Here is a 21083-nt window from a genome sequence, read left to right on the forward strand (position 1 = left end):
GCTCACCTTCCTTGAACCTCCGGCATTGTTGCGCCCGCGCACGGCTTTCGGTCCAGCGTCACAAGCGCGCATCCGCGACGATCATGGCGGCGCCCTTTTCCGCGATCATCGCCGTCGGCGTGTTGGTATTGCCCGAGGTGATGGTCGGCATGATCGAGGCATCGACGATGCGAAGCCCGGCGAGGCCATGGCAGCGCAGCCGCTCGTCGACCACCGCCATGGGATCGTCCGCCCGGCCCATTTTCGCCGTGCCCACGGGGTGGAAGATGGTGGTGCCGATATCGCCCGCGGCCTTGGCCAGCGCCGCGTCGTCGTCGCCGACCGATGGTCCCGGCAGATATTCGCTGGGGCGATAGCGGGCGAGGCGGGGCTGCGCCATCAGGCGCCGTGTCACCCGGATCGCGTCGGCCGCCACCCGGCGGTCATCGTCCGTCGTCAGGTAATGGGGCGCGATCACCGGGGCATCCTTGGGGTTACGGCTGCGCAGGGTAATGGTCCCGCGCGAGGTCGGGCGCAGGTTGCAGGCCGAAACCGTGATCGCCGGGAAGCGATGCAGCGGATCGCCGAATTTGTCGAGCGAGAGCGGCTGGATGTGGAATTCGATATTCGCCCGCTCCCGCGACGGATCGGAGCGGGTGAACAGCCCGAGCTGGCTGGGCGCCATGGTCAGCGGCCCCCGCCGCCGCAACAGATAGTCGAGTCCCATCAGCCCCCGCCCGATCAGCGAATGATAAGTCTCGTTCAGGGTCTTCACCCCTTCGACCCGATAGATCGCGCGCTGCTGCAGATGGTCCTGCAGGTTGCGGCCGACGCCTTCGGCGCCGTGCACGACCTCGATCCCCTGCGGCCGCAGGAACTCGGCGGAGCCGATGCCCGACAATTGCAGGATCTGCGGCGTGGCCACGGCCCCGGCCGACAGGATCACCTCGCCCCTGGCCTTCGCGGTCAGCACGGCGCCATCCGCGCCCCGGAACGCGACCCCGGTGGCCCGGCCGCCCTCGACCACCAGCCGCTCGACCTGAACATGGGTCATCAGGCGCAGGTTGGGCCGGTTCAGCACCGGCTTCAGAAAGCCCCGGGCGGAGGACCAGCGCCGGCCCTTCTTCTGGTTCACATGGAAATAGGAGACGCCTTCATTGTCGCCGGTGTTGAAATCGTCGATGGCGCGCACGCCCATCTCGACCGCCGCGTCGCGCACCGCGTCCAGCACGTCCCAGGTCACCCGCGGTGCCTCGACGCGCCAGCCGCCGCCCGCGCCATGGGCCGCGCTCGCCCCGAGGAAATGATCCTCCAGCGCGCGGAAATGGGGCAGCACGTCGTCGTAAGACCAGCCGGCGAGGCCGAGCTGGCGCCAGTGGTCGTAATCCGCCGCCTGCCCGCGCATCGAGATCATGGCATTGATGGCGGAACAGCCGCCAATCACCTTGCCCCTTGGATAGGCGAGGGAGCGGCCGTTCAACCCGGCTTCCGCCTCGGTCCGGAACATCCAGTCGGCCCGGGGATTGCCGATGGCGAAGAGATAGCCGACCGGGATGTGGAACCAGATCCAGTTGTCGCGGCCGCCGGCCTCGAGCAGCAGCACCCGCCGGCGCGCGTCCGCCGACAGCCTATTGGCCAGGATGCAGCCAGCGGTGCCAGCCCCCACCACGATGTAATCATAGTCACCGTCGAGGACGGGGCTGGCGCTTCCGCTCATGAGCCGTTTCCTTGTTTCCCTGCCCTTTGGAGTGCCACGGCCGATTTCCGGACTCAAGGCCGGCCGACTCAAGTACCTTGTGCGAAATTGCCGGGCAAAGCGATGGATTGGGACGATATCCGCATATTTCTGCAAGTGGCGCGCCAGGGCCGCATGGGCGAGGCGGCGCGGATGCTGAACATCGACCATTCGACCGTCAGCCGCCGTCTGGCCCGGCTGGAAGGTGAACTCGGCACGCTGCTGTTCGAGCGGGCGGGCCGCCGCATCCGGCTGACCGCGCCCGGGGCCGAGCTGCTGGCGACGGCGGAGACCATCGAATCCCTGATGCTGCAGAAGGTGGAAAGCCTCGGCGCCGGGGCGCAGGACCTGTCGGGCCGGGTGCGCATCGGCGCGCCGGAAGGCCTCGGCGCCGCCTATATGGGCGGAAGGCTGGGCACCGTCGCGCTTGCGTATCCCAAGCTCGAACTCGAACTCGTCGCCCTGCCGCGCGCCTATTCCCTCGCCGCGCGGGAAGTCGATATCGCCATCACCCTCGACCGGCCGACGCTGGGCCGGCAATCGGTGCGGAAACTCACCGATTACGCCCTCCATCTCTATGGCACCGCCGATTACCTCGCGCGGAAGGGCGCCCCGGCCGAGGTCGCGGACCTGCCGGGCCATCTGTTCTGCGGCTATATCCCCGAGCTGCTGTTCACCGGCGAACTCGATTTCCTTCATTTCGACGGGCTCGACCTCGTGCCGCAGCTGCGCTCGACCAGCGTCGTCGCGCAAGCCGACATGATCGAAAGCGGCGCCGCCCTCGGCATCCTGCCCGCCTTCATGGCCCGCCGCCGCCCCGGCCTGATCCGGCTGCTGCCCGGCATGATCGCGCTGCGCCGCAGCTACTGGATCTCGATCCACGAAGACCTGCGCCACCTCGCCCGCGTCCGCGCCGTGCTCGACGCCATCGTCGATGCCGCCCGGTCCGACCGGCCGCTCTTCCTGCCGGAAGGGTAGCGGGGCGGAGTCCGGGCTGGCGGCCCTTCAATCCCTGAAGTCGCCGGGGGCGATGCCGTGGCGGGTCAGCTTGTCGTAGAAGGTCTTGCGCGGCAGGCCCAACTCGTCGATCACCGCGGGGACATTGCCCCGGTGGCGCTGCAGGGCCTCGCGCAGGAGGGCGGCCTCGAAGGCGGCGACGCGCTCGGGCAAGGTGCCGCCGACGGGCGCGGGCGGGGGCTCGTCCGGGGCCTCGTCGCCCTCGAGGCCGAGCACCATGCGCTCGGCGAAATGGGCGAGTTCGCGGACGTTGCCGGGCCAGTCGTGAGCGAGCAGGCGGCGGCGCAGGGCATCGGTCATCTCGGGTCGCTCGCGGCCGAAGCGGGCGGCGGCCCGGCCGGCGAAATGGCCGAACAGCAGCGGGATATCGTCCTGCCGTTCGCGCAACGGCGGGATGCGCAGGGTCACGACATCGAGGCGATAGGCGAGATCGGCGCGAAAGCTGCCGTCCCTGGCGGCCCGCGCCAGATCGAGCTTGGTCGCCGCCACGACGCGCATGTCGATGCGTCGCCCGGTGTTTCCGCCGAGCGGCGTCACCTGCCGGTCCTCGAGCACGCGCAGCAGCTTGGTCTGCAGGGCGAGGGGCATGCTCTCGATCTCGTCGAGGAACAGGGTGCCGCCGTCCGCCAGCTCGATCTGGCCGATGCGTTTCTTCTGCGCGCCGGTGAAGGCGCCGGCCTCATGGCCGAATAATTCACTGTCGATCACGCTTTCGGGCAGGGCGCCGCAATTGAGCGCGACGAGGCGCTTCGCCCGACGCCGGCCCCATTGGTGCAGGGCCTGGGCGACCATCTCCTTGCCCGAGCCGGTCTCGCCGAGGACGAGGACGTCGACATCGAGATCGGCGAGGCTGCGGATGCGGGCGCGCAGGGCCTGCATGGCCGGGCTGACGCCGACCAGCGGCGCTTCGCCTGCGGCGGCGTCGAGCGCGGTCTTCAGGGCGCGGTTCTCGAGCACGAGGCGGCGGCGGTCGGCGGCGCGGCGCACGCTTTCGATCAGGCGGTCGGCGGGATAGGGCTTGGCGATGAAATCATAGGCGCCTTCGCGCAAGGTCGCGACGGCGGTCTCGATATCGCCATGCCCGGTGATCAGGACGACCGGCAATTCGGCGTCGCGCGCCTTCAGACGGCGGAACAATTCGATCCCGTCCATGCGTGGCATCCGCAGGTCGGTGACGACGACGCCGGGAAAATCGGCGCCCACGGCTTCCAGCGCCGAGGCGGCGTCGGCGAAACACTGCACGGCAAAACCGGCGAGGCCGAGGCTCTGGGCATTGGCGGCGCGCAGGTCGGCGTCATCGTCCACAAAGGCGACGGGAAAGGGCGGGGAATCGGTCATGCGCGGCGCAGCCTCACGGTGAACAGGGCGCCGCCCGCCGGTGCTTCGCCGGCTTCGAGGCTGCCGCCCAGATCCTTGACGATATCGCCCGAAATGACGAGGCCAAGGCCAAGGCCCGAGGGCTTCGTCGTCACGAAAGGCGTGAACAGCCGCGCCCGCACCTCGGGCGACAGGCCAGGGCCATTGTCGGCGACCGAAACCTCGACCGCATCCGCCGTCGCCCGGGCCGCGATGGCGATGCGTGGCACGCCGGGCACGGCGTCGAGGGCGTTCTGCAACAGATTGACCAGCACCTGTTCCAGCCGCACCGCGTTGCCATGGGCGGCGGGCAGGTCGGCGGGGATGTCCCGCGCGATCTCCGCCCCCTGCCTCCGCAGCCTTGGCCCGAGCAGGAGGAGCGCCCCGTCGACCACGGCCGACAGGTCGACCGGACCGGCGGCGCGGCCGGCCCGGCGGGCGAAATTGCGCAGCTGGCCGGTGATGACGCCGATCTTCTCGGTCAGCCCGGCGATCAGGCCGAGGTTGGCGCGGGCGGTCGCCGCGTCGCCCCGGTCGATGAAGGCGGCGGCATTGTCGGCATAGGAGCGGATGGCGGCGACCGGCTGGTTGATCTCATGGGCGACGCTGGCGGCGATCTGGCCGAGAATGGCGAGGCGGTTGGCCTGCGCCAGTTCATCCTGCAATTGCTGGCGTTCCGCGATTTCGCCCGACAGGCGGGTATTGGCGGCGACGAGGTCGCGGGTGCGGTCCTCGACCTCGGCCTCCAGCTCGCGGCGGCGGGCGATGTCCTGGTGCTGGCGCTCCTGCGCGCGCTGGCGCCGCCGCAGGTAGACCCCGGCCGGGCCGATCACGACGAGACTGCCGAACAGGGCGAACAGCGCGGCCGAGACTTCGGCCTGCCGCGTGACGGGCTGCAATCCGCGCAGCAGCATCAGGGTCCAGCCGGTGGTGGGCACCGGCACGGCGGCGGTCACGAAACGGGCGCCGCCGACGCGCAGCAGGTCGTCCGCCCGCTCCGTGACCGGCAGCGGGGCGAGGGGGGCGGCCCCGAACTGAAGCGAAGCCCGCGTCGCCTCGATGGTCGCGGCGTCGAGCGGGGCGAGGGTGTGGAAACGCCAGTCCGCCCGGTCGGTCAGCAGGACGACGCCCTTGTCGTCGGTCACCATGACGGGGTCGCGGTCGCCGGCCCATTCCTCTTCCAGCGCGTCGAATTCGACCTTGATCACGACGACGCCGAGGCCGTCGCGCAGGCGCCGGGCGAGATAGAGCCCGGGCTTGTTCGACATGGTGCCGAGGGCGAAATGCTCGGCCGCGCCGCTCGCCAGCGCGGCCTTGAAATAGGGCCGGAAGTCGTAGCGCTGGCCGACGAAACTGGTCGGCTCGCGCCAGTTGCTGGCGGCGACGGTCAGGCCCTGGCGATCCATGACGTAGATGACGCCGACGCGGGTATCGCGGCTCAGGGCTTCCAGCTTGCCGTTCATGGCCGCGACCACGGCGGCATCGCCCGCAAGGGTCAGAGCGGCGGCGACGTCCGGATCCTCGGCCAGCACGACGGGGAGGGAGCGGTGCTTCTCGATCTCGGCGCGCAGCACGGCGACCTTCAGGCGGGCATCGGTCGCGACCTGCGCCCGCGCCGCCGCCAGGGCACGCTCCCGCGCCTCGCCGACCGCGAACAGCATGGCGCCGAGGCACAAAAGCACGCCGGCAAGAGCGAAGAGCGCCCACGCGCGCCTGTGCGGATTTCCGCCCAAGACCATCCTTCCCCTTGTGCGGACAATCGCACGAGGGCCCTGGTCCCCGCCGATTTGCCCCTGCGATTTCAATCACTTGGCCAAGTCGTAGCGGGTTTTCGGGGCTGGCACAATGCTTGCGGACGGACAGGTCGTCGTCCGGCGCCGCCGGGCCGGGGCCGAGCTGCCGAAAAGGCATCCGGCATAACTCAGGGAGGGTTCCCCCATGGCAGGTTTCACGCCGGTCGCCGCTGTCCAGCCGCACCGTCCGTTCTACAAGGTGCTCTATTTCCAGGTGCTGATCGCGGTCGCCGCCGGCATCCTGCTCGGCCATTTCTCGCCGGCGCTGGGCGCCGACCTGAAGCCGCTGGGCGATGCCTTCATCAAGCTCGTCAAGATGATCATCGCGCCGGTGATCTTCCTCACCGTGGTGACCGGCATCGCCGGCTCCGACAATCTGGCCAAGGTCGGCCGGGTCGGCGCCAAGGCCTTCATCTACTTCCTGATCTTCTCGACCCTCGCCCTCGTCCTTGGCCTTATCGTCGCCAATGTCGTGCAGCCGGGCACGGGCCTGCACATCGACCCCGCCACGCTCGACAACAAGGCGGTCGCCGATTACGCCCAGAAGGCGCATGAGCAGACGCTGGTCGGCTTCCTGATGAACGTCATCCCCTCGACCGCCGTCGGCGCCTTCGCCTCGGGCGAGATCCTGCAGGTGCTGTTCTTCTCGGTCGTCTTCGGCGTCGGTCTCGCCCTTGCCGGCGAGAAGGGCAAGCCGGTGACGGCGCTGCTCAAGTCGCTCTCGGCCGCGGTCTTCTCGATGGTGAACATCCTGATGAAGGCGGCGCCGGTCGGGGCCTTCGGCGCCATGGCCTTCACCATCGGCAAATATGGCATCGGCTCGATCGCCAATCTCGCCCTGCTGGTCGGCACCTTCTACCTGACCGCCATCCTGTTCGTCGTCGGCGTCCTCGGCGTCGTCGCCCGGGTCAACGGCTTCTCGATCCTCAAGCTGCTGCGCTACATCAAGGGCGAATTGCTGCTGGTGCTCGGCACTTCCTCGTCGGAATCGGCGCTGCCCCTCGTCATGGACAAGCTGGAACGCGCGGGCTGCTCGCGCTCGGTGGTCGGCCTCGTCGTGCCCACGGGCTATTCCTTCAACCTCGACGGCACCAATATCTACATGACGATGGCGGCGCTCTTCATCGCCCAGGCGACGGATACGCACCTTGCCCTCGGCGACCAGATCCTGCTGCTGCTCGTCGCCATGCTGTCGTCGAAGGGCGCGGCCGGGGTGACCGGTTCGGGCTTCATCACCCTCGCCGCGACGCTTTCGGTGGTGCCGTCGGTGCCGGTCGCTGGCATGGCCCTCATCCTCGGCATCGACCGCTTCATGTCGGAATGCCGGGCCCTGACCAACTTCATCGGCAATGCGGTCGCGACCATCGTCGTCGCCCGCATGGAAGGCGAACTGGACACCGACCGCCTCGCCCGCGCTCTCGACGGTCATGCCCTGCCCGAACTCGACGACCACGTCGAAGCCGGGCCGGTGCCGGCGCTCGCCCGCCAGGCCGCCGAATAAACCGACGCCTCGGCCATTCCGCCCCCGCCCCCCCCGGCGGGATGGTCCGGGCCGGCCGGAGGAGGTGCATCTCCTCCGGCTTCGGCCCGATGTCCTGTCCGGCAGGCGGTTTGCCGCCGCGCCGAAATGGACTAGCCTGAGGACGGCGCGCACATCCGGGGGGGGACATGGGCACCGACGAGAAGAGTGTGATCAGGATCGGCGGCCTCGAGCTGCGCTTCCTGACCGACGAAGACGACAGCGACGGCCGCGTGGTGATGTTCGAATTCACCGTGCCGCCCGGGTCCCGCGTGCCGGCCCCGCATTTCCATGTCGCGGTGGACGAAACCATCTACGGTCTCGACGGCACGACCGACACCACGATGAACGGCGTCGCGCACCGCATCGGCCCGGGGGACAGCCTGTTCATCCCGCGCGGCGCGGTGCACAGCCACGAAAATCACGGCACCGCGACCGCCCGCTCGCTGATCGTGCTGACGCCGGGGTCGATCGGCCGGCGCTATTTCGCCGAAATGGCGGTGGAACTCGTCGGCGGCGGTAAACCCGATCCCGCCCGCATCGCCGCCATCATGGCCCGTCACGGCCTGCAGACCGCCGGCCCCTGAGCAGCCCCTCAATCCGGGGACACCAATCCGGGGACACTATACCCAATTGCCAAACCCCGCGCCTTGCGCCACACTGCGGCCATGGCCAGACTTCCCCGTGTGGTGATCCCCGGCGTGCCCCACCACGTCACCCAGCGCGGCAACCGCCGCCAGCCCGTGTTCTTCTCCGAGGCGGATTATGCCTTCTACCGCGACCTTGTTGCGGCCTCGTGCCAGGCGGCGGGGGTGCGCTGCCTCGCCTGGTGCCTGATGCCGAACCATGTTCACCTGATCCTGACTCCTTCGGACGAGGATGGCCTGCGCGCCGCCCTTGCCGAGGCGCATCGCCGCTACTCCCGCAAGGTGAACGAGGGGCAGGGCTGGACCGGCTATCTCTGGCAGGGCCGCTTCGCCTCCTACCCGATGGATGACGCCCATCTGATGGCGGCGATCCGCTATGTCGAGAACAACCCGGTGGCGGCCGGCCTCGCCAAACCCGCCGAGGATTGGCCCTGGTCGAGCGCCAAGGCCCATGTCACCGGCAAGGCGGACGGCTTCACCGACCTTTCCGCCCTCGCTGGCACATACCGCAACTGGCGCGCCCTGCTGCGTCAGGGTCTCGAAGCCGGCGACCTGCCGGAAGACGAGGTCGAGGCCATTGAAGCGAGCCTGCGCACCGGCCGCCCGCGCGGCGACGATGCCTTCCTCGACCGGCTGGAAGCCGAGACCGGGCGGGTGCTGAAGCGCCAGAAGCCGGGACCGAAAGGCAAGGGGGATTGAGTATAGTGTCCCGGTATCTCGCCGGTATCTCGCGTCCCCGTATCCCCTGAAAGAGGTAGGGCAATGACCCGGCAAGAATTTCTCGATGCGGTTCGAAGGGAGAATATTAGCTCCGCCGCATTTTCCTTAAATGGGCAAGAGGATGAGTGCTATGTTTTGTCCGGGAGTGAAAATTATTGGAATGTTTATTACAGTGAGCGCGGATTGGAGAAAAGAATGCGCCACTTCGTGTCAGAGAGCGCGGCATTGAAATATCTCCTGGAAGTTCTTATGAGTGATTGTGCTACAAAATCCTAACTGAGGGATATCTTCGGTTTAATCCGGGGACGCTATACCTAATCCTGGCCGATGGCCGTGTCCGCCAACCTACTCCTTCCCCGCCGCCCAGCCCGCCCGCCGGGCGTAGACGCGGCTGACCTCGGCCATGTTTTCCGTGCCCCAGGTGCAGAGCGGGACGAGCGCCAGGGCGAGGCTGTGGCCGAGCGGGCTGAGGCTGTAATCGACCCGGGGCGGGATTTCGCGATGGTCGGTGCGCGTCACGAGGCCATCGGCCTCCAATTCCTTCAGCTGCTGGATCAGCATCTTGTCGCTGACGTCGCGCACGGCGCGGCGCAGCTCGCCATAGCGGGTCGGCCCGCCCTGGGCGAGGAAATAGAGGATCAGCGGCTTCCACTTGCCGGAAATCACCCGCAGCGTCGCGTCGAGGCCGCAGGTGAAGCCCGGCAGCGTCGGCGTGCAGGCGGGCACCGGAGGAAGGGCAGCGAGGTCGTCGGACATTTTTCAGGTACTTACCAAAAGGTGCATACTTGTCTATAGGTAAGCCAGATGCCAGTTCTGTGCAACCCCCATAACAGGAGCACATCATGGGCAGACTGGCAGACAAGACCGCGGTGGTGACCGGCGGCGGCACGGGCATCGGCTTCGCCACGGCGAAACGCTTCATCGAGGAAGGCGCCTTCGTCTACATCTTCGGCCGCCGGCAGGCGCCGCTCGACGCCGCGCTGGCGAAGCTCGGGCCGCGGGCGCGGGCGGTGCAGGGCTCGGTGACCGATCTCGCCGATCTCGACCGGCTCTATGCCGCGGTGAAGGCGGAGCGGGGCGGTCTCGACATCGTCTTCGCCAACGCCGGCACTGGCGAACTGGCGGCGCTCGGCGCGATCACGCCGGAGCATTACGCGGCAACCTTCGACATCAATGTGAAGGGCACCCTGTTCACGGTGCAGAAGGCGCTGCCGCTGCTTAGCCCCGGGGCCTCGATCATCCTCACCGGCTCGACCACCGGGGTCATGGGCACGCCGCAGTTCAGCATCTACAGCGCCAGCAAGGCGGCGATCCGCAATTTCGCGCGCAGCTGGGCGCTCGACCTGCGGGGCACCGGCATCCGCGTCAACGTGCTCTCGCCCGGGCCGACCCGGACCGAACTCGCGATCCAGGTGGTGGGAGAGGAAGCGATGACCGCCTTCGGCGCCGGCACCCCCATCGGCCGCATCGCCGACCCCGCCGAAACCGCCGCCGTCGCGGCTTTCCTGGCCTCGGCCGACAGCAGCTTCATGACCGGCAGCGAAGTCTTCGCCGACGGCGGCTTCGCACAGGTCTGAGGGGCGCGGGGGCGCTGGAGTTGAGTATAGCATCCCAGTGACCCGCTGTAGCGTCCCCGTAACTCCCCATAGCTCAGGCAGCAACCGCTCGATGCCGCTTGAGATTGAAATGTAACCCTGATTATAATCTGGGGAGGAAACATTAAAATTGAAAAGAGGTGAGTTGTGACAATTAGGGATATGGGTAGCGGGAAGGTAGTAACGGGAGTGCTTCAAACAGGGGAGCGGGGCAAAACCTATCGGAAAATTTGTTCGCGACTGACTGAAAACGAACTTGCGGCTATACGTGAGGCGCTGGATAGCAGGATTGATGGAAAAGAAATTGAAACATCGAGTTGGATACCCGGATCTGATTGGAAAGGCACGCCGTATCAAGCAATATATGAGCAGGCGGCAAAGATGAATCCTGATTTAGCCGCACTTATGTTTGGTTTATTGGTCTGGGAGGCCTTTGAACGCGACAAAAATGATTGGTATACTGATAAATTTAGCATGGGAGGGGAGGGCGATCGCTTTCGCGTTTATTTCCGATCTGGTAAATAAGTGTAGGAGAGCTATCGGGAATCCCGGGGACGCTAGGGAATCCCGGGGAATCCCGGGAATCCCGGGAATCCCGGGGACGCTATATAAAACTCTCTCAGTTCACCCCCTCCCCCCTCACCCACCCCCAAATTTCCCTTTCCACGCGCCGCCGATGCGCTATTTTTGTGACTGACAAATTGTCGGATTGGCGGTGGCGGGTCCGGCGAGAACGATAAGGCCCCGGGGAGAGGGATATGTACGACTATATCATCATCGGCGCGGGCTCGGCCGGCTGCGTCATGGCCAACCGGCTGTCGGCCAATCCCAATACGAAGGTGCTGCTGCTCGAGGCCGGGCCGACGGATAAGCACTGGTCGGTGATGATGCCTTTCGGCGTGGTCGCGCTGATGCGCTCCAAGGTGCGGAACTGGGGTTATCACACGGTGCCGCAGCAGCACATGGGCGGGCGCGAGATGTTCTGGCCGCGCGGCAAGACGCTGGGCGGCTCCTCCTCGATCAATGCCATGATCTACACGCGCGGTCACCGCGACGATTACAACGACTGGGCTGAGCTTGGCCTCGCCGACTGGTCCTATGACCGGGTGCTGCCCTATTTCAAGAAGGCGGAGCACAACGAGCGCATCACCGACCAGTATCACGGCAACCTCGGACCGCTGAACGTCACCGACCCGCGCCATCCGAACCCCCTGTGCGATCTCTATATCGAGGCGGGCAAGCGCTGGGGCCTGAAGGAGACGTCGGACTTCAACGGGGCGGAGCAGGAAGGCGTCGGCTATTACCAGCTCACCCAGAAGGAAGGGCAGCGCTATTCCGCCGCCCGGGCCTATCTGTGGGAGATCATGGCGCGGCCGAACCTGACCATCCTGACCGGCGCCCATGTCATGGCCATCGAATTCGACGGCAAGCGGGCGCGGGGCGTCCGCTTCCGCGTCAAGGGCGAGACCCGGCTGGAGGAAGCGGCGCAGAGCGTCATCCTGTGCGGCGGCGCGATCAATTCGCCCCAGGTGCTGCAACTCTCGGGCATCGGCGATCCCGCCGACCTGAAGGCGGCGGGCATTCCGGTCCGCCACGACCTGCCGGGCGTCGGCAAGAACCTGCGCGACCATCTCGACATCACTCTGCAGCAGCGCACGAAAACCGCCGAATCCTACGGCTTCTCGTGGCGCATGGCCTATCGCGGCGCCATCGGCCTGATGGATTACTGGATTCGCAAGCGCGGCATCTACACCACCAATGTCGCCGAGGCCGGCTGCTTCGCCCGCACCAATCCGAACGATCCCCGGCCCGACGTGCAGATGCACTTCATCCCGGCGATCCTCGAGAACCACGGGCTGAACACCAAGTTCGGCCATGGCTATTCGACCCATGCCTGCCAGCTGCGGCCCCATTCGACCGGGCGGCTGTGGCTGAAGTCGGCCGATCCCTTCGCCGATCCGGCGATCGACCCGAATTATCTGGCCGAGCGGGAAGACGTGGAATGCCTGATCCGCGCCTTTAAGCTGTCGCGCGACGTCATCCTCGACCAGGCCTTCGCCGACAAGCGCGCCAAGAACCACGATTTCACCTGGGAAGCGGCGAAGACCGATGCCGAGATCGAAGCCTATGTCCGGCGCTGGGCCGAGACGGTCTATCACCCGGTCGGCACCTGCAAGATGGGCCATGACGACATGGCCGTGGTCGACGACCAGTGCCGGGTCCATGGCCTCGAAGGCTTGCGCGTCGTCGATGCCTCGGTCCACCCCACGCTGATCGGCGGCAATACCAATGCGCCGACGATCATGACGGCGGAAAAGGCCAGCGAATATATCCTGGGCGGTGCCTCGGCCTATTCCCGCGCGGCCTGAGACGGCCTCCGGAGCGATGAGCAAGAAATCTCGTCGCCCCGGCGAAGGCCGGGGCCTTGGTACGACAAGAGCGCCCTTGCCGGCATGAGATTCCGGCCTGCGCCGGAATGACGACAAGGGGGCGCGGCGTTTCCGTCTTGCGGAGCCGATCAGTGGGGTCTGGCGGCCTGACGCTTCGGCTTCAGGCCGAACAGGAAGCGGATCGGGCCAAAGGGCCGGACCGCGAAGTGATAGGCGGCGAAGGTGATGGCGGCGGAGCCGAAGCAGATCACCGCCGCCTTCACCCACAAGGGCAGGGCGAGCGGCACCACCACGAAGGCGAGCGCGACCACCGGCAGGTGATGCAGCACATAGAGCGGCAGGGTCGCCTCGCCCATGTAGCGATCGAAGGCGCCGTGGGGCCGCAACAGGCGCCGGCCGAGACCAAGAAGGCCGGCGACCAGGCACCAGGTGGCGATGCCCCGCGCGCCGAGCGCAACCGGGCCCCATCGCCCTTCCCCGATATAGAACAGGGCGAAGGCGGCAAGCCCGAGGCCGAGGAAGGCGAAGGGCCGGGCGGCGATATCCGCCTCGATCCGGGGCTGGCGCGAGACGATGGCGCCCATCAGGAAGAATGTCGCCTCGATCGACATATTGGCGAAATCGCCGGACAGGTTGGGCAGGTCGCCGAAGCGCGGCCGCAGCAGGATTTCCACCGCCGCGCAGAGGAGGGCCGGCCCCGCCAGCCAGGCCCAGCCCCGATCCAGCCGGTCATAGGCGCGGGCGATCCGCTTCAGCAGCCAGCTGAACAGAAGGCAGAACAGCAGCAGATAGACGATGAACCACAGGTGCGACCAGGTGAACTGGTTCAGCCGCGTGGTGAAGCGGGCATAGAATTCGAAATAGCCCATGTCGATCGGCGCCGTCGGCGGACGCAGGCCGCTGGGCCGCAGGTCGATGCCGCCCAGCCGCTCGATATATTTGATCGCGGGCGCGAACAGCAGCAGACCGACGATCAGCGGCGGCAGCAGCCGGGTGAAACGGTCGCGCAGAAAGGCGGTGACGCTGCGGCTGGACAGGGCGGTCGCCGCGGCGAAGCCGGCGATGAAGAAGAACAGCGGCATCCGCCAGACATGGGCGAAGGCGGCGAAGAGATCGAGCGCGCCGGAGGCGACCGCGTTCTTCACATGATAGGCCGGGTCGTAGTCGAAGACCTTGGCGGTGTGGAAGGGGAACTGGACGAAACAGGCTAAGATGCGCAGCAGGTCCAGCTCGCGCCGCCGCGCCGCCGCCTCGGGGCCGTGGGACATGGCGTCAGGCCCCGAAGATCCGCCAGGGCAGGAACATGCCGGTGCGGCGGCGATAGGCGGCGTAATTCGCCGCAAGGGGACTCGCGGCGAATTTCGCTTCCTCGCGGAGCGCGGCCCAGGCGAAGCCGGCCGCCATCACGCCAACCGCGAGCAGCAGCAGGGGCTGGCGCGCCGCGATGGTCCCGCCCAGCCAGTAGAGGAGATAGGCGGTATAGAACGGATGCCGGATCAGGCGGTAGGGCCCCTCGGCCAGCAGGAAATCCGGCGCGTCGCCCGAAAAGGCGAGGGACAGGCGCTGACGCCGCGTGGTCAGGATCGCCCAGCCATAGAGCGCGGCCGAAAGCAGCAACAGGGTGAGCGCGGGCACGAAACTGCCCCAGGTCGCCCGCGTGTCGGTGATCTCGGAGATGATGCCGCCCGTCGTCGCGCCCGACAGGATGGCGAGCACGCGCATCGGCCAGGGCGTGCCTTCCGGTCGGCGGAAGTAGGCGAAATAGCCGATCGTGAAAGCCAGGAAAATCACACTGGCGAGAATCAGCAGCAGGTCCTGAGGCAGGCGCATCTTCTTATGGTCTTCCCAACGCCACATGAATCGCGGCACCGGCGCTTCCTCCGGCCGGGCGGACTATAGGGGCAGGCCGGGTTCTTGCAAAGCGCCCGCCTTGGCACCAAGGTGCCGGAAGGCACAGTCAGGGGCGCCGAATGTATATGCTTTCCAACATCATGCGGCTCGTCGTTGTGGCGCTGGCTTTCGCGCTGGCCGGGGGCTGTGCGCTGCAACTGCCGGTCGCCGAGCCCAGATCGACCGAGTTCGAGGGCTTCGGCGCCAATCCCGGCGGCCTGTTGATGCGCGCCTATGTGCCGCGCACGCTGAAGCCGGGGGCGCCGCTCGTCGTCGCCCTGCATCATTGTTTCCAGACCGCCGATGAATATGCCGTCGAAACCGGCTGGCTCACGCTTGCCGACACTTATGGTTTCGCCGTGCTGATGCCGGAACAGCGGCCCTATAACGACCCCAATTATTGTTTCCAGTGGTTCAATGCCTGGCAGCAGGGATCGAAGGGCGACGAGCCCGTCTCGATCCATTCGATGATCAGCGCCATGCTGACCGCCTATCCGCTCGATCCGCGCCGGATCTTCGTCACCGGCCTGTCGGCGGGCGGCAGCATGGCCCTGATCCTGATGGCCAGCTATCCCGACCTGATCGCGGGTGGCGGCGTCTTCGGTTCGCTGCCGATTGGCCAGACCGACATCATGCTGACCGCGCCGGTCGCCATGCTGGGCTTCGGCGAATCGGACCCGGCCAATCTCGCCCGGCGCGTCACCAGCGTGACCGACTGGCGCGGGCCCTGGCCCCGGCTGTCGGTCTGGCAGGGCAGCGCCGATCCCATGGTCGCGCCATCCAACGGCCCCCGCGTGCGCGACCAGTGGCTGGGTCTGACCGGCCTCGCCGGGCAGCGGCCGATCAAGGATCGCGTCGGCCCCTACGAGCGCACCACCTGGCTGGGCGCCGACGGTCGCCCCGCGGTGCAGTTCACCGACCTGCAGGGCATCGGCCATTCGGTCCCGGTCGATTCGTGGGCCGGCTGCGGCGTGGCGCCCCAGGGCGTCAGCCAGCTGGTCAGCGATGTCGGCATCTGTTCCTCGCTCGAATTGCTGAAATTCTGGGGCGTGGTGCGTTAGGGGGGGGGGAAATGCGCTTTCTGCTGCTGCTCGTCGCGCTGCTGGCATCCTCTCCTGCGCTGGCCGAGGGCGGCGAATACCGTTTCACCACGCCGGACGGCCGGTCGCGCGACTATCTCCTGTCGGTGCCGGCCAAGCCAGGGGCGGAACCGCTGCCCCTGATCGTCGTGCTTCACGGCACCTATGGCAGCGCCGACAAGATGGAGCGGCACCTCGGCTTCGAGTCCTATGTCGAGGCTTACCGGGTCGCCGTCGCCTATCCCGATGCCTATCGCGAGCCGGGCGCCCGCCGGACCTTACGCTGGAACGACGGGCGCGGCACCCTGGCGTCCAGTGCGGCCGGCATCGACGATGTCGCCGCGCTGCGCGCCCTGGTCGCCGATATCGGCGGGCGGGTGAATCTCGACCGGCGGCGGGTCTTCGTCGCCGGGGCCTCGAACGGCGGCATGATGGCTTATCGGGTGGGCTGCGAGGCAGCGGACCTCGTCGCCGGCATCGCGCCGGTGATCGGCGCCGTGGCGTCGCCGATCTATCCCGGCTGCCATCCCTCGCGACCGATTGCCGTCCTGGCCATCAACGGCATGGCCGATCCCATCGTGCCTTTCGCGGGCGGCACGGTCTGCGCCGACGTGCCGAAAATCTTCTGCGAGCGGGGCGAGGTCGCGGGGGCGGAAGCGTCGCTGCGCCGCTTCGCCGAGGGCGCGGGCTGCACGGGCGCGCCCTTGGCCGCCGATCTGCCGCCAACGGTCGACGATGGCACGCGGCTCCGCCGTGTCGATTACCGGGACTGCCCCGCCGGTATCCGGGTGCGCGGCCTGTGGATCGCGGGCGGGGGCCACGCCTGGCCGCCGCTGCCCAGCCAGCTCGGCCAGCGCCGCGCCGGCCGCTCCTCCGGCAATCTCGACGCGACCGAAGCGATTGTGCGCTTCTTCCTGACGCCGGGCGATTCAGTCCCCTGAGCCGGGACGGCGATTCAATCCCCTGAGCCGGGACGGCGATTCAATCCCCTGAGCCGGGACGGCGATTCAATCCCCTGAGCCGGGACGGCGATTCAATCCCCTGAGCCGGGACGGCGATTCAATCCCCTGAGCCGGCGCGGCCGAAACGCTTGCGATAGGCGCCGGGGGTAAGACCGGTCAGCCTCAGGAACAGCTTGCGGAAGGCGGAAGGGTCCTCATAGCCGACATCGAAGGCGATCTGGCCGACGCTGCGCCGTGTCAGCTCCAGCGCCGCGCGGGCGTTGGCGATCCGGATCTGCTGGCCATATTCGGTCGGGGTCATGCCGGTCGCCTTGCGGAAACGGCGCAGGAAGGTCCGCTCCTCCAGCCCCGCCTGGGCCAGCATGGCGGGCAGCGCGGCGCCGACCGCGCCCGTGGCCTGCAGGCCGTGCTGGACTTTCAGGATGGCGGCATCGCCATGGTCCAGCCGGGGGATGAAGGCGCGGTAGCTGCGCTGCTCCCGCCCCGGCGGATCGACCAGCAGGAAGCGCGCGGTATCGAGCATGACGGTCGGACCCAGCAACCGCTCGACAAGGACGAGGCCGAGGTCGGTCCAGGCCATGACCCCGCCCGCGGTGATCAGATCGCCGTCGTCGATCACCAGCCGGTCGGCGTCGACCCTGATATCGGGAAAGCGCGCGGACAGCAGTCCGGCATAGCCCCAGTGGGTGGTGGCGGGCCGCCCGGCCAGCAGCCCCGTCTCGGCGAGGACGAAGGCCCCGGCGCAGATCGAGGCCAGGGTGGCGCCCTGCTCGTGTGCCTCCGCCATCCAGCGGGCAAGGGGGCGCATCGCCTCCGCCGGCATCAGCGGGGCGAGACTGGGCGGCGCGATCAGGATGGCGGGGCGATGCGCCGCGCCCGGCTCGCTGTCGAACACGCAGGCCATGGCCGCCCCCTCGGGCCGCCAGTGGCTGACCCGCAAGGCGCCGCCGCCACCCCGCTCCCGCGTCATGCGGGTGGCGACGGCGAACAGGTCGGTTAACCCATGGACCGCCGCCGCCTGCGCGCCGTCGTAGAGCAGGATGGCAATCTCCGGCAGGGGGGCGACGGTCATTTGTCGGTTTTGGCCCGCTGAATGTCGATTTCGCCAATCCAAATCATGCCGTCTTGCCGATATCAATAGGGGGCATCAGGCAAGGAGCCCCAACATGAGCAAGCGCGCGGTGATCGTCGTCGACATCCAGCAGGATTATTTCCCGGACGGGCGCTGGCCCCTTGCCGGGGTGGAGGCGGCGGCCGACAAGGCGGCGGCGGTGATCGGCGCGGCGCGCTCGGCCGGCGATCTCGTCGTCCACATCCGCCACGAAGCCCCGGCCGAGGCGCCTTTTTTCGCGGTCGGCACCCCGGGCGCCGAAATCCATCCCAAGGCGGCACCGCTGCCGGGCGAGCCGGTGATCACCAAGACCGAGATCAACGCCTTCCTGAAAACCCCGCTCGACGAGACGCTGAAGCAGGCGGGTGTCACCGACGTGGCCATCGTCGGCAGCATGAGCCATATGTGCGTCGACGCCGCCAGCCGCGCGGCCGCCGACCTCGGCTACAAGGTGACGGTGATCGAGGATGCCTGCGCCACCCATGATCTGGAACTGAACGGGCGCAAGGTGCCGGCGGCCGACGTCCATGCCGCCTTCATGGCCGCGCTCGGCTTCGGCTATGCCGAGGTGAAGACGGCGGACGCCTTCCTCGGCGCCTGATCAGCCGATCTGGCCCCGGTGGCGGAGCAGGTGGTCGGCGAGCACGCAGGCCATCATCGCTTCGCCCACCGGCACGGCGCGGATGCCGACGCAGGGGTCGTGGCGGCCCTTGGTCGAGACTTCCGTGTCCTCGCCGTCCAGCGTCACGCTGTGGCGCGGGGTGAGGATCGACGAGGTCGGCTTCACCGCGAAGCGGGCGACCACGTCCTGGCCGGTCGAAATCCCGCCGAGGATGCCGCCCGCCTTGTTCGAGCCGAAGACGACCTTGCCGTTCTCCATGCGCATCTCGTCGGCGTTTTCCTCGCCATGCAGGGCGGCGGCGCCAAAGCCCGCGCCGATCTCCACGCCCTTGACCGCGTTGATCGACATCAGGGCGGCGGCGAGATCGCTGTCGAGCTTGCCGTAGATCGGCGCGCCGATGCCCGCCGGCACGCCCGAGGCGACGACCTCGATCACGGCGCCGACCGACGACCCGGCCTTGCGCACCGCGTCGAGATCGGCTTCCCACAGTTTCGCCGTCTCGGCGTCCGGGCAGAAGAAGGGGTTGTTGTCGACCTCGGCCCAGTCCCAGCGCTCGCGCTCGATCAGGCGGGCGCCGACCTGGATCAGGGCGCCGCGGATGGTGACGTCCGGCCCCAGGATCTTGCGGGCAATCGCCCCGGCCGCGACCCGCGCCGCGGTTTCCCGCGCCGAGGAGCGGCCGCCGCCCCGGGGATCGCGAATGCCGTATTTCACCTGATAGGTGAAATCGGCATGGCCCGGGCGGAAGCTCTTGGCGATGTCGGAATAATCCTTCGAGCGCTGGTCGGTATTCTCGATCATCAGGCTCACGGGCGTGCCCGTGGTCAGGCCCTCGTAGGTGCCGGACAGGATCTTCACCTCGTCCGGCTCGCGCCGCTGGGTGGTGAACCTGTTCTGGCCGGGCTTGCGCTTGTCGAGGAAGCCCTGGATGTCGGCCTCGGTCAGCGGAAGGCGCGGCGGCACGCCATCGACGACGCAGCCAAGCGCGGGCCCGTGGCTCTCGCCCCAGGTGGTGACGCGGAACAGATGACCGAAGCTGTTGTAGGACACCTCAGACCACCGAGATGTCCGGCGCGTCCGCCGCCTTCATGCCGACGACGTGGTAACCCGAATCGACGTGGTGCACCTCGCCCGAGACGCCGCGCGACAGATCCGAGCACAGATAGAGCCCGGCGCCGCCGACATCGTCGGTCGAGACATTGCGCTTCAGCGGGGAATTATATTCGTTCCACTTCAGGATCAGGCGGAAGTCGCCGATGGCGGAGGCCGCCAGCGTCTTGATCGGCCCGGCCGAAATCGCGTTCACCCGGATGTCGTTCTTGCCGAGGTCGACCGCGAGATAACGCACCGATGCCTCGAGCGCGGCCTTGGCGACGCCCATCACATTGTAATGCGGCATCACCTTTTCCGCCCCGTAGTAGGACAGGGTGACGAGCGAGCCGCCGTTGGGCATCAGTGCTTCCGCCCGCTTGGCGACCGCGGTGAAGGAGAAGCAGGAGATGAACAGGCTCTGATTGAAATTCTCAGGCGACGTGTCGACGTAGCGGCCCTTCAGCTCTTCCTTGTCGGAATAGGCGATGGCGTGGACGACGAAATCAATGGTGCCCCATTCGGCCTTCAACGCATCGAAGACGGCGTCGATGGACGCCATCTCGGAAACGTCGCAGGGCAGGATCAGGCTGTCCGGCGTGCCGACTTCCGCCGCCAGCGGCCGCACGCGCTTCTCCAGGGCCTCGCCGAGATAGGTGAAGGCGAGCTGACCACCCTGGGCGTGAATCGCCTTGGCAATGCCCCAGGCGATGGAGCGGTCGTTGGCGACCCCCATGATAAGTCCGCGTTTTCCAGCCATTAGGCCGGCGCCGATCGACATAGGCTGATCTCCCTCAAGGCGGCGTGCAAAGCGCGCGGATTATAGACGTCTCGGGCCGGCTCTCAAGGGACGGCTTGCATCTGGTGCATTTCGCCCATGCCTCGCTTCCTTGCGGGCAAAGTCCTATGTTCGCCGAAGCTTCCGATCCGAGGTTTTTCCATGACCGATATCCTGGCGTCCACCGACGATGCGACCCTCGCGGCGCGCGGCCCCTATGATCTTTTCGCCAAATGGTTCGCCGAGGCAGCGGCAACCGAGGTGAACGACCCCAATGCCATGGCCCTCGCCACGGTCGACGAAACGGGGCAGCCCTCGGTCCGGGTCGTGCTGATGAAGGAATACGACGACCGCGGCTTCGTCTTCTACACCAATTTCGAGAGCGACAAGGGCCGTGCCCTGTTGGCCAATCCGGTCGCCGGGCTGAACTTCCACTGGAAGGGCCTGCGCCGTCAGGTGCGGATCAACGGCACCGTCGCGCCCGTGTCCGCGGCCGAGGCGGATGAATATTTCGCCATTCGCCCCCGCGATTCGCAGGTCGGCGCCTGGGCCAGTTCGCAATCCCGCCCGCTGGCGTCGCGGGCCACCTTCGAGGCGGAAATCGCCGCCGTCGCCGCCCGCTACGAGGGTCAGGACGTGCCGCGCCCGCCGCATTGGTCGGGTTTCCGCATCGCGCCAAAGCGTATAGAGTTCTGGCAGGACCGGCCGTTCCGCCTGCACGACCGGGCGATCTTCACGCCCGTCGCCGCCGGTGGCTGGACGGTTCACCGCGTCTATCCGTGATTTTCCGCCGTTCTTGAG

At 67.6% G+C, this 21083-nt stretch carries 20 protein-coding genes; 11 read left to right on the forward strand and 9 right to left on the reverse strand.

The annotated features are described in order from the left end of the window. Positions 1-58 precede the first annotated feature (58 nt). On the reverse strand, positions 59-1696 hold the full coding sequence (locus DKG74_RS07580) for a GMC family oxidoreductase (RefSeq protein WP_109904302.1): 1638 nt from the start codon (positions 1694-1696) through the stop codon (positions 59-61). Positions 1697-1798: 102 nt separating this feature from the next. On the opposite strand from DKG74_RS07580, the gene DKG74_RS07585 reads away from it, so the two are divergent. Then, positions 1799-2692, forward strand: coding sequence for a LysR family transcriptional regulator (locus tag DKG74_RS07585; protein WP_109904304.1), 894 nt, complete (start codon positions 1799-1801; stop codon positions 2690-2692). Positions 2693-2719: 27 nt separating this feature from the next. On the opposite strand, the gene DKG74_RS07590 is transcribed toward DKG74_RS07585, so the two are convergent. Beyond that, positions 2720-4069 (reverse strand): sigma-54-dependent transcriptional regulator, encoded by a 1350-nt coding sequence (locus DKG74_RS07590; RefSeq protein ID WP_109904306.1) that lies wholly within the window; start codon positions 4067-4069, stop codon positions 2720-2722. Further along, positions 4066-5820 (reverse strand): sensor histidine kinase, encoded by a 1755-nt coding sequence (locus DKG74_RS07595; protein ID WP_207779286.1) that lies wholly within the window; start codon positions 5818-5820, stop codon positions 4066-4068. Before DKG74_RS07595 ends, DKG74_RS07590 begins: the two co-directional genes overlap by 4 nt. 205 nt (positions 5821-6025) lie before the next feature. On the opposite strand from DKG74_RS07595, the gene DKG74_RS07600 reads away from it, so the two are divergent. The 3 genes from DKG74_RS07600 (at position 6026) to DKG74_RS07610 (ending at position 8745) form a co-directional block, all read left to right on the forward strand. After that, positions 6026-7381, forward strand: coding sequence for a dicarboxylate/amino acid:cation symporter (locus DKG74_RS07600; protein WP_109904310.1), 1356 nt, complete (start codon positions 6026-6028; stop codon positions 7379-7381). Between the two features lie 167 nt (positions 7382-7548). Next, on the forward strand, positions 7549-7986 hold the full coding sequence (locus tag DKG74_RS07605; RefSeq protein WP_109904312.1) for a cupin domain-containing protein: 438 nt from the start codon (positions 7549-7551) through the stop codon (positions 7984-7986). Between the two features lie 81 nt (positions 7987-8067). Further along, complete coding sequence (locus tag DKG74_RS07610; protein ID WP_109904314.1) at positions 8068-8745, forward strand: transposase; 678 nt, start codon at positions 8068-8070, stop codon at positions 8743-8745. Positions 8746-9111: 366 nt separating this feature from the next. Here the strand turns inward: DKG74_RS07610 and DKG74_RS07615 are convergent, their stop codons facing one another. Next, positions 9112-9522, reverse strand: a complete 411-nt coding sequence (locus DKG74_RS07615) for a winged helix-turn-helix transcriptional regulator (RefSeq protein ID WP_109904316.1) — start codon at positions 9520-9522, stop codon at positions 9112-9114. A gap of 86 nt (positions 9523-9608) precedes the next feature. On the opposite strand from DKG74_RS07615, the gene DKG74_RS07620 reads away from it, so the two are divergent. From DKG74_RS07620 to DKG74_RS07625, 3 genes are all read left to right on the forward strand, one after another. Further along, positions 9609-10343 carry an SDR family NAD(P)-dependent oxidoreductase gene (locus DKG74_RS07620; protein ID WP_109904318.1) on the forward strand — a complete coding sequence of 245 codons (735 nt, stop codon included), beginning with the start codon at positions 9609-9611 and terminating at the stop codon, positions 10341-10343. Between the two features lie 165 nt (positions 10344-10508). Next, complete coding sequence (locus DKG74_RS21465) at positions 10509-10886, forward strand: hypothetical protein (RefSeq protein ID WP_165837582.1); 378 nt, start codon at positions 10509-10511, stop codon at positions 10884-10886. 233 nt (positions 10887-11119) lie between these two features. Further along, positions 11120-12730, forward strand: a complete 1611-nt coding sequence (locus tag DKG74_RS07625; protein ID WP_109904320.1) for a GMC family oxidoreductase — start codon at positions 11120-11122, stop codon at positions 12728-12730. Between the two features lie 149 nt (positions 12731-12879). Here DKG74_RS07625 and DKG74_RS07630 read toward each other — a convergent pair whose 3' ends face one another. Together DKG74_RS07630 and DKG74_RS07635 are read right to left on the reverse strand one after the other, a co-directional pair. Then, positions 12880-14019, reverse strand: a complete 1140-nt coding sequence (locus tag DKG74_RS07630) for an acyltransferase family protein (protein ID WP_109904322.1) — start codon at positions 14017-14019, stop codon at positions 12880-12882. A gap of 4 nt (positions 14020-14023) precedes the next feature. Further along, the gene (locus DKG74_RS07635; RefSeq protein WP_165837583.1) at positions 14024-14581 is read right to left on the reverse strand and encodes a methyltransferase family protein; all 558 of its coding nucleotides are present in this window, start codon (positions 14579-14581) and stop codon (positions 14024-14026) included. 140 nt (positions 14582-14721) lie between these two features. Between DKG74_RS07635 and DKG74_RS07640 the strand changes: the two genes are divergently transcribed. Together DKG74_RS07640 and DKG74_RS07645 are read left to right on the forward strand one after the other, a co-directional pair. Next, the gene (locus DKG74_RS07640; protein WP_109904326.1) at positions 14722-15702 is read left to right on the forward strand and encodes an extracellular catalytic domain type 1 short-chain-length polyhydroxyalkanoate depolymerase; all 981 of its coding nucleotides are present in this window, start codon (positions 14722-14724) and stop codon (positions 15700-15702) included. Between the two features lie 11 nt (positions 15703-15713). Beyond that, the gene (locus DKG74_RS07645) at positions 15714-16661 is read left to right on the forward strand and encodes a CE1 family esterase (RefSeq protein WP_109904328.1); all 948 of its coding nucleotides are present in this window, start codon (positions 15714-15716) and stop codon (positions 16659-16661) included. 118 nt (positions 16662-16779) lie between these two features. Here the strand turns inward: DKG74_RS07645 and DKG74_RS07650 are convergent, their stop codons facing one another. After that, positions 16780-17754 (reverse strand): GlxA family transcriptional regulator, encoded by a 975-nt coding sequence (locus DKG74_RS07650; RefSeq protein ID WP_109904330.1) that lies wholly within the window; start codon positions 17752-17754, stop codon positions 16780-16782. Positions 17755-17848: 94 nt separating this feature from the next. On the opposite strand from DKG74_RS07650, the gene DKG74_RS07655 reads away from it, so the two are divergent. Then, the gene (locus DKG74_RS07655; protein WP_109904332.1) at positions 17849-18394 is read left to right on the forward strand and encodes a cysteine hydrolase family protein; all 546 of its coding nucleotides are present in this window, start codon (positions 17849-17851) and stop codon (positions 18392-18394) included. On the opposite strand, the gene aroC is transcribed toward DKG74_RS07655, so the two are convergent. Both aroC and fabI read right to left on the reverse strand, forming a co-directional pair. Next, positions 18395-19465, reverse strand: coding sequence for a chorismate synthase (aroC, locus tag DKG74_RS07660; protein WP_109904334.1), 1071 nt, complete (start codon positions 19463-19465; stop codon positions 18395-18397). Between the two features lies 1 nt (position 19466). Continuing rightward, on the reverse strand, positions 19467-20285 hold the full coding sequence (fabI, locus tag DKG74_RS07665; RefSeq protein WP_109904336.1) for an enoyl-ACP reductase FabI: 819 nt from the start codon (positions 20283-20285) through the stop codon (positions 19467-19469). A 159-nt stretch (positions 20286-20444) separates the two neighbouring features. Here fabI and pdxH point away from each other — a divergent pair, with 159 nt between their 5' ends. Next, positions 20445-21065 carry a pyridoxamine 5'-phosphate oxidase gene (pdxH, locus tag DKG74_RS07670; protein WP_109904338.1) on the forward strand — a complete coding sequence of 207 codons (621 nt, stop codon included), beginning with the start codon at positions 20445-20447 and terminating at the stop codon, positions 21063-21065. Positions 21066-21083 lie beyond the last annotated feature (18 nt).

Source organism: Zavarzinia aquatilis, from assembly GCF_003173035.1.
Taxonomy (GTDB): domain Bacteria; phylum Pseudomonadota; class Alphaproteobacteria; order Zavarziniales; family Zavarziniaceae; genus Zavarzinia; species Zavarzinia aquatilis.

Excerpts from the sequence above, each read along its gene's own strand:
- DKG74_RS07640 (WP_109904326.1), top strand. The coding sequence starts at position 14,722 with ATGTATATGCTTTCCAACATCATGCGGCTCGTCGTTGTGGCGCTGGCT.
- DKG74_RS07590 (WP_109904306.1), bottom strand. The coding sequence starts at position 4,069 with ATGACCGATTCCCCGCCCTTTCCCGTCGCCTTTGTGGACGATGACGCC.
- DKG74_RS07580 (WP_109904302.1), bottom strand. The coding sequence starts at position 1,696 with ATGAGCGGAAGCGCCAGCCCCGTCCTCGACGGTGACTATGATTACATC.
- DKG74_RS07655 (WP_109904332.1), top strand. The coding sequence starts at position 17,849 with ATGAGCAAGCGCGCGGTGATCGTCGTCGACATCCAGCAGGATTATTTC.
- DKG74_RS07620 (WP_109904318.1), top strand. The coding sequence starts at position 9,609 with ATGGGCAGACTGGCAGACAAGACCGCGGTGGTGACCGGCGGCGGCACG.
- DKG74_RS07600 (WP_109904310.1), top strand. The coding sequence starts at position 6,026 with ATGGCAGGTTTCACGCCGGTCGCCGCTGTCCAGCCGCACCGTCCGTTC.
- fabI (WP_109904336.1), bottom strand. The coding sequence starts at position 20,285 with ATGTCGATCGGCGCCGGCCTAATGGCTGGAAAACGCGGACTTATCATG.
- DKG74_RS07605 (WP_109904312.1), top strand. The coding sequence starts at position 7,549 with ATGGGCACCGACGAGAAGAGTGTGATCAGGATCGGCGGCCTCGAGCTG.
- DKG74_RS07650 (WP_109904330.1), bottom strand. The coding sequence starts at position 17,754 with ATGACCGTCGCCCCCCTGCCGGAGATTGCCATCCTGCTCTACGACGGC.
- pdxH (WP_109904338.1), top strand. The coding sequence starts at position 20,445 with ATGACCGATATCCTGGCGTCCACCGACGATGCGACCCTCGCGGCGCGC.
- DKG74_RS07610 (WP_109904314.1), top strand. The coding sequence starts at position 8,068 with ATGGCCAGACTTCCCCGTGTGGTGATCCCCGGCGTGCCCCACCACGTC.
- DKG74_RS07635 (WP_165837583.1), bottom strand. The coding sequence starts at position 14,581 with ATGCGCCTGCCTCAGGACCTGCTGCTGATTCTCGCCAGTGTGATTTTC.
- DKG74_RS07645 (WP_109904328.1), top strand. The coding sequence starts at position 15,714 with ATGCGCTTTCTGCTGCTGCTCGTCGCGCTGCTGGCATCCTCTCCTGCG.
- DKG74_RS07615 (WP_109904316.1), bottom strand. The coding sequence starts at position 9,522 with ATGTCCGACGACCTCGCTGCCCTTCCTCCGGTGCCCGCCTGCACGCCG.
- DKG74_RS07630 (WP_109904322.1), bottom strand. The coding sequence starts at position 14,019 with ATGTCCCACGGCCCCGAGGCGGCGGCGCGGCGGCGCGAGCTGGACCTG.
- DKG74_RS07585 (WP_109904304.1), top strand. The coding sequence starts at position 1,799 with ATGGATTGGGACGATATCCGCATATTTCTGCAAGTGGCGCGCCAGGGC.
- DKG74_RS07625 (WP_109904320.1), top strand. The coding sequence starts at position 11,120 with ATGTACGACTATATCATCATCGGCGCGGGCTCGGCCGGCTGCGTCATG.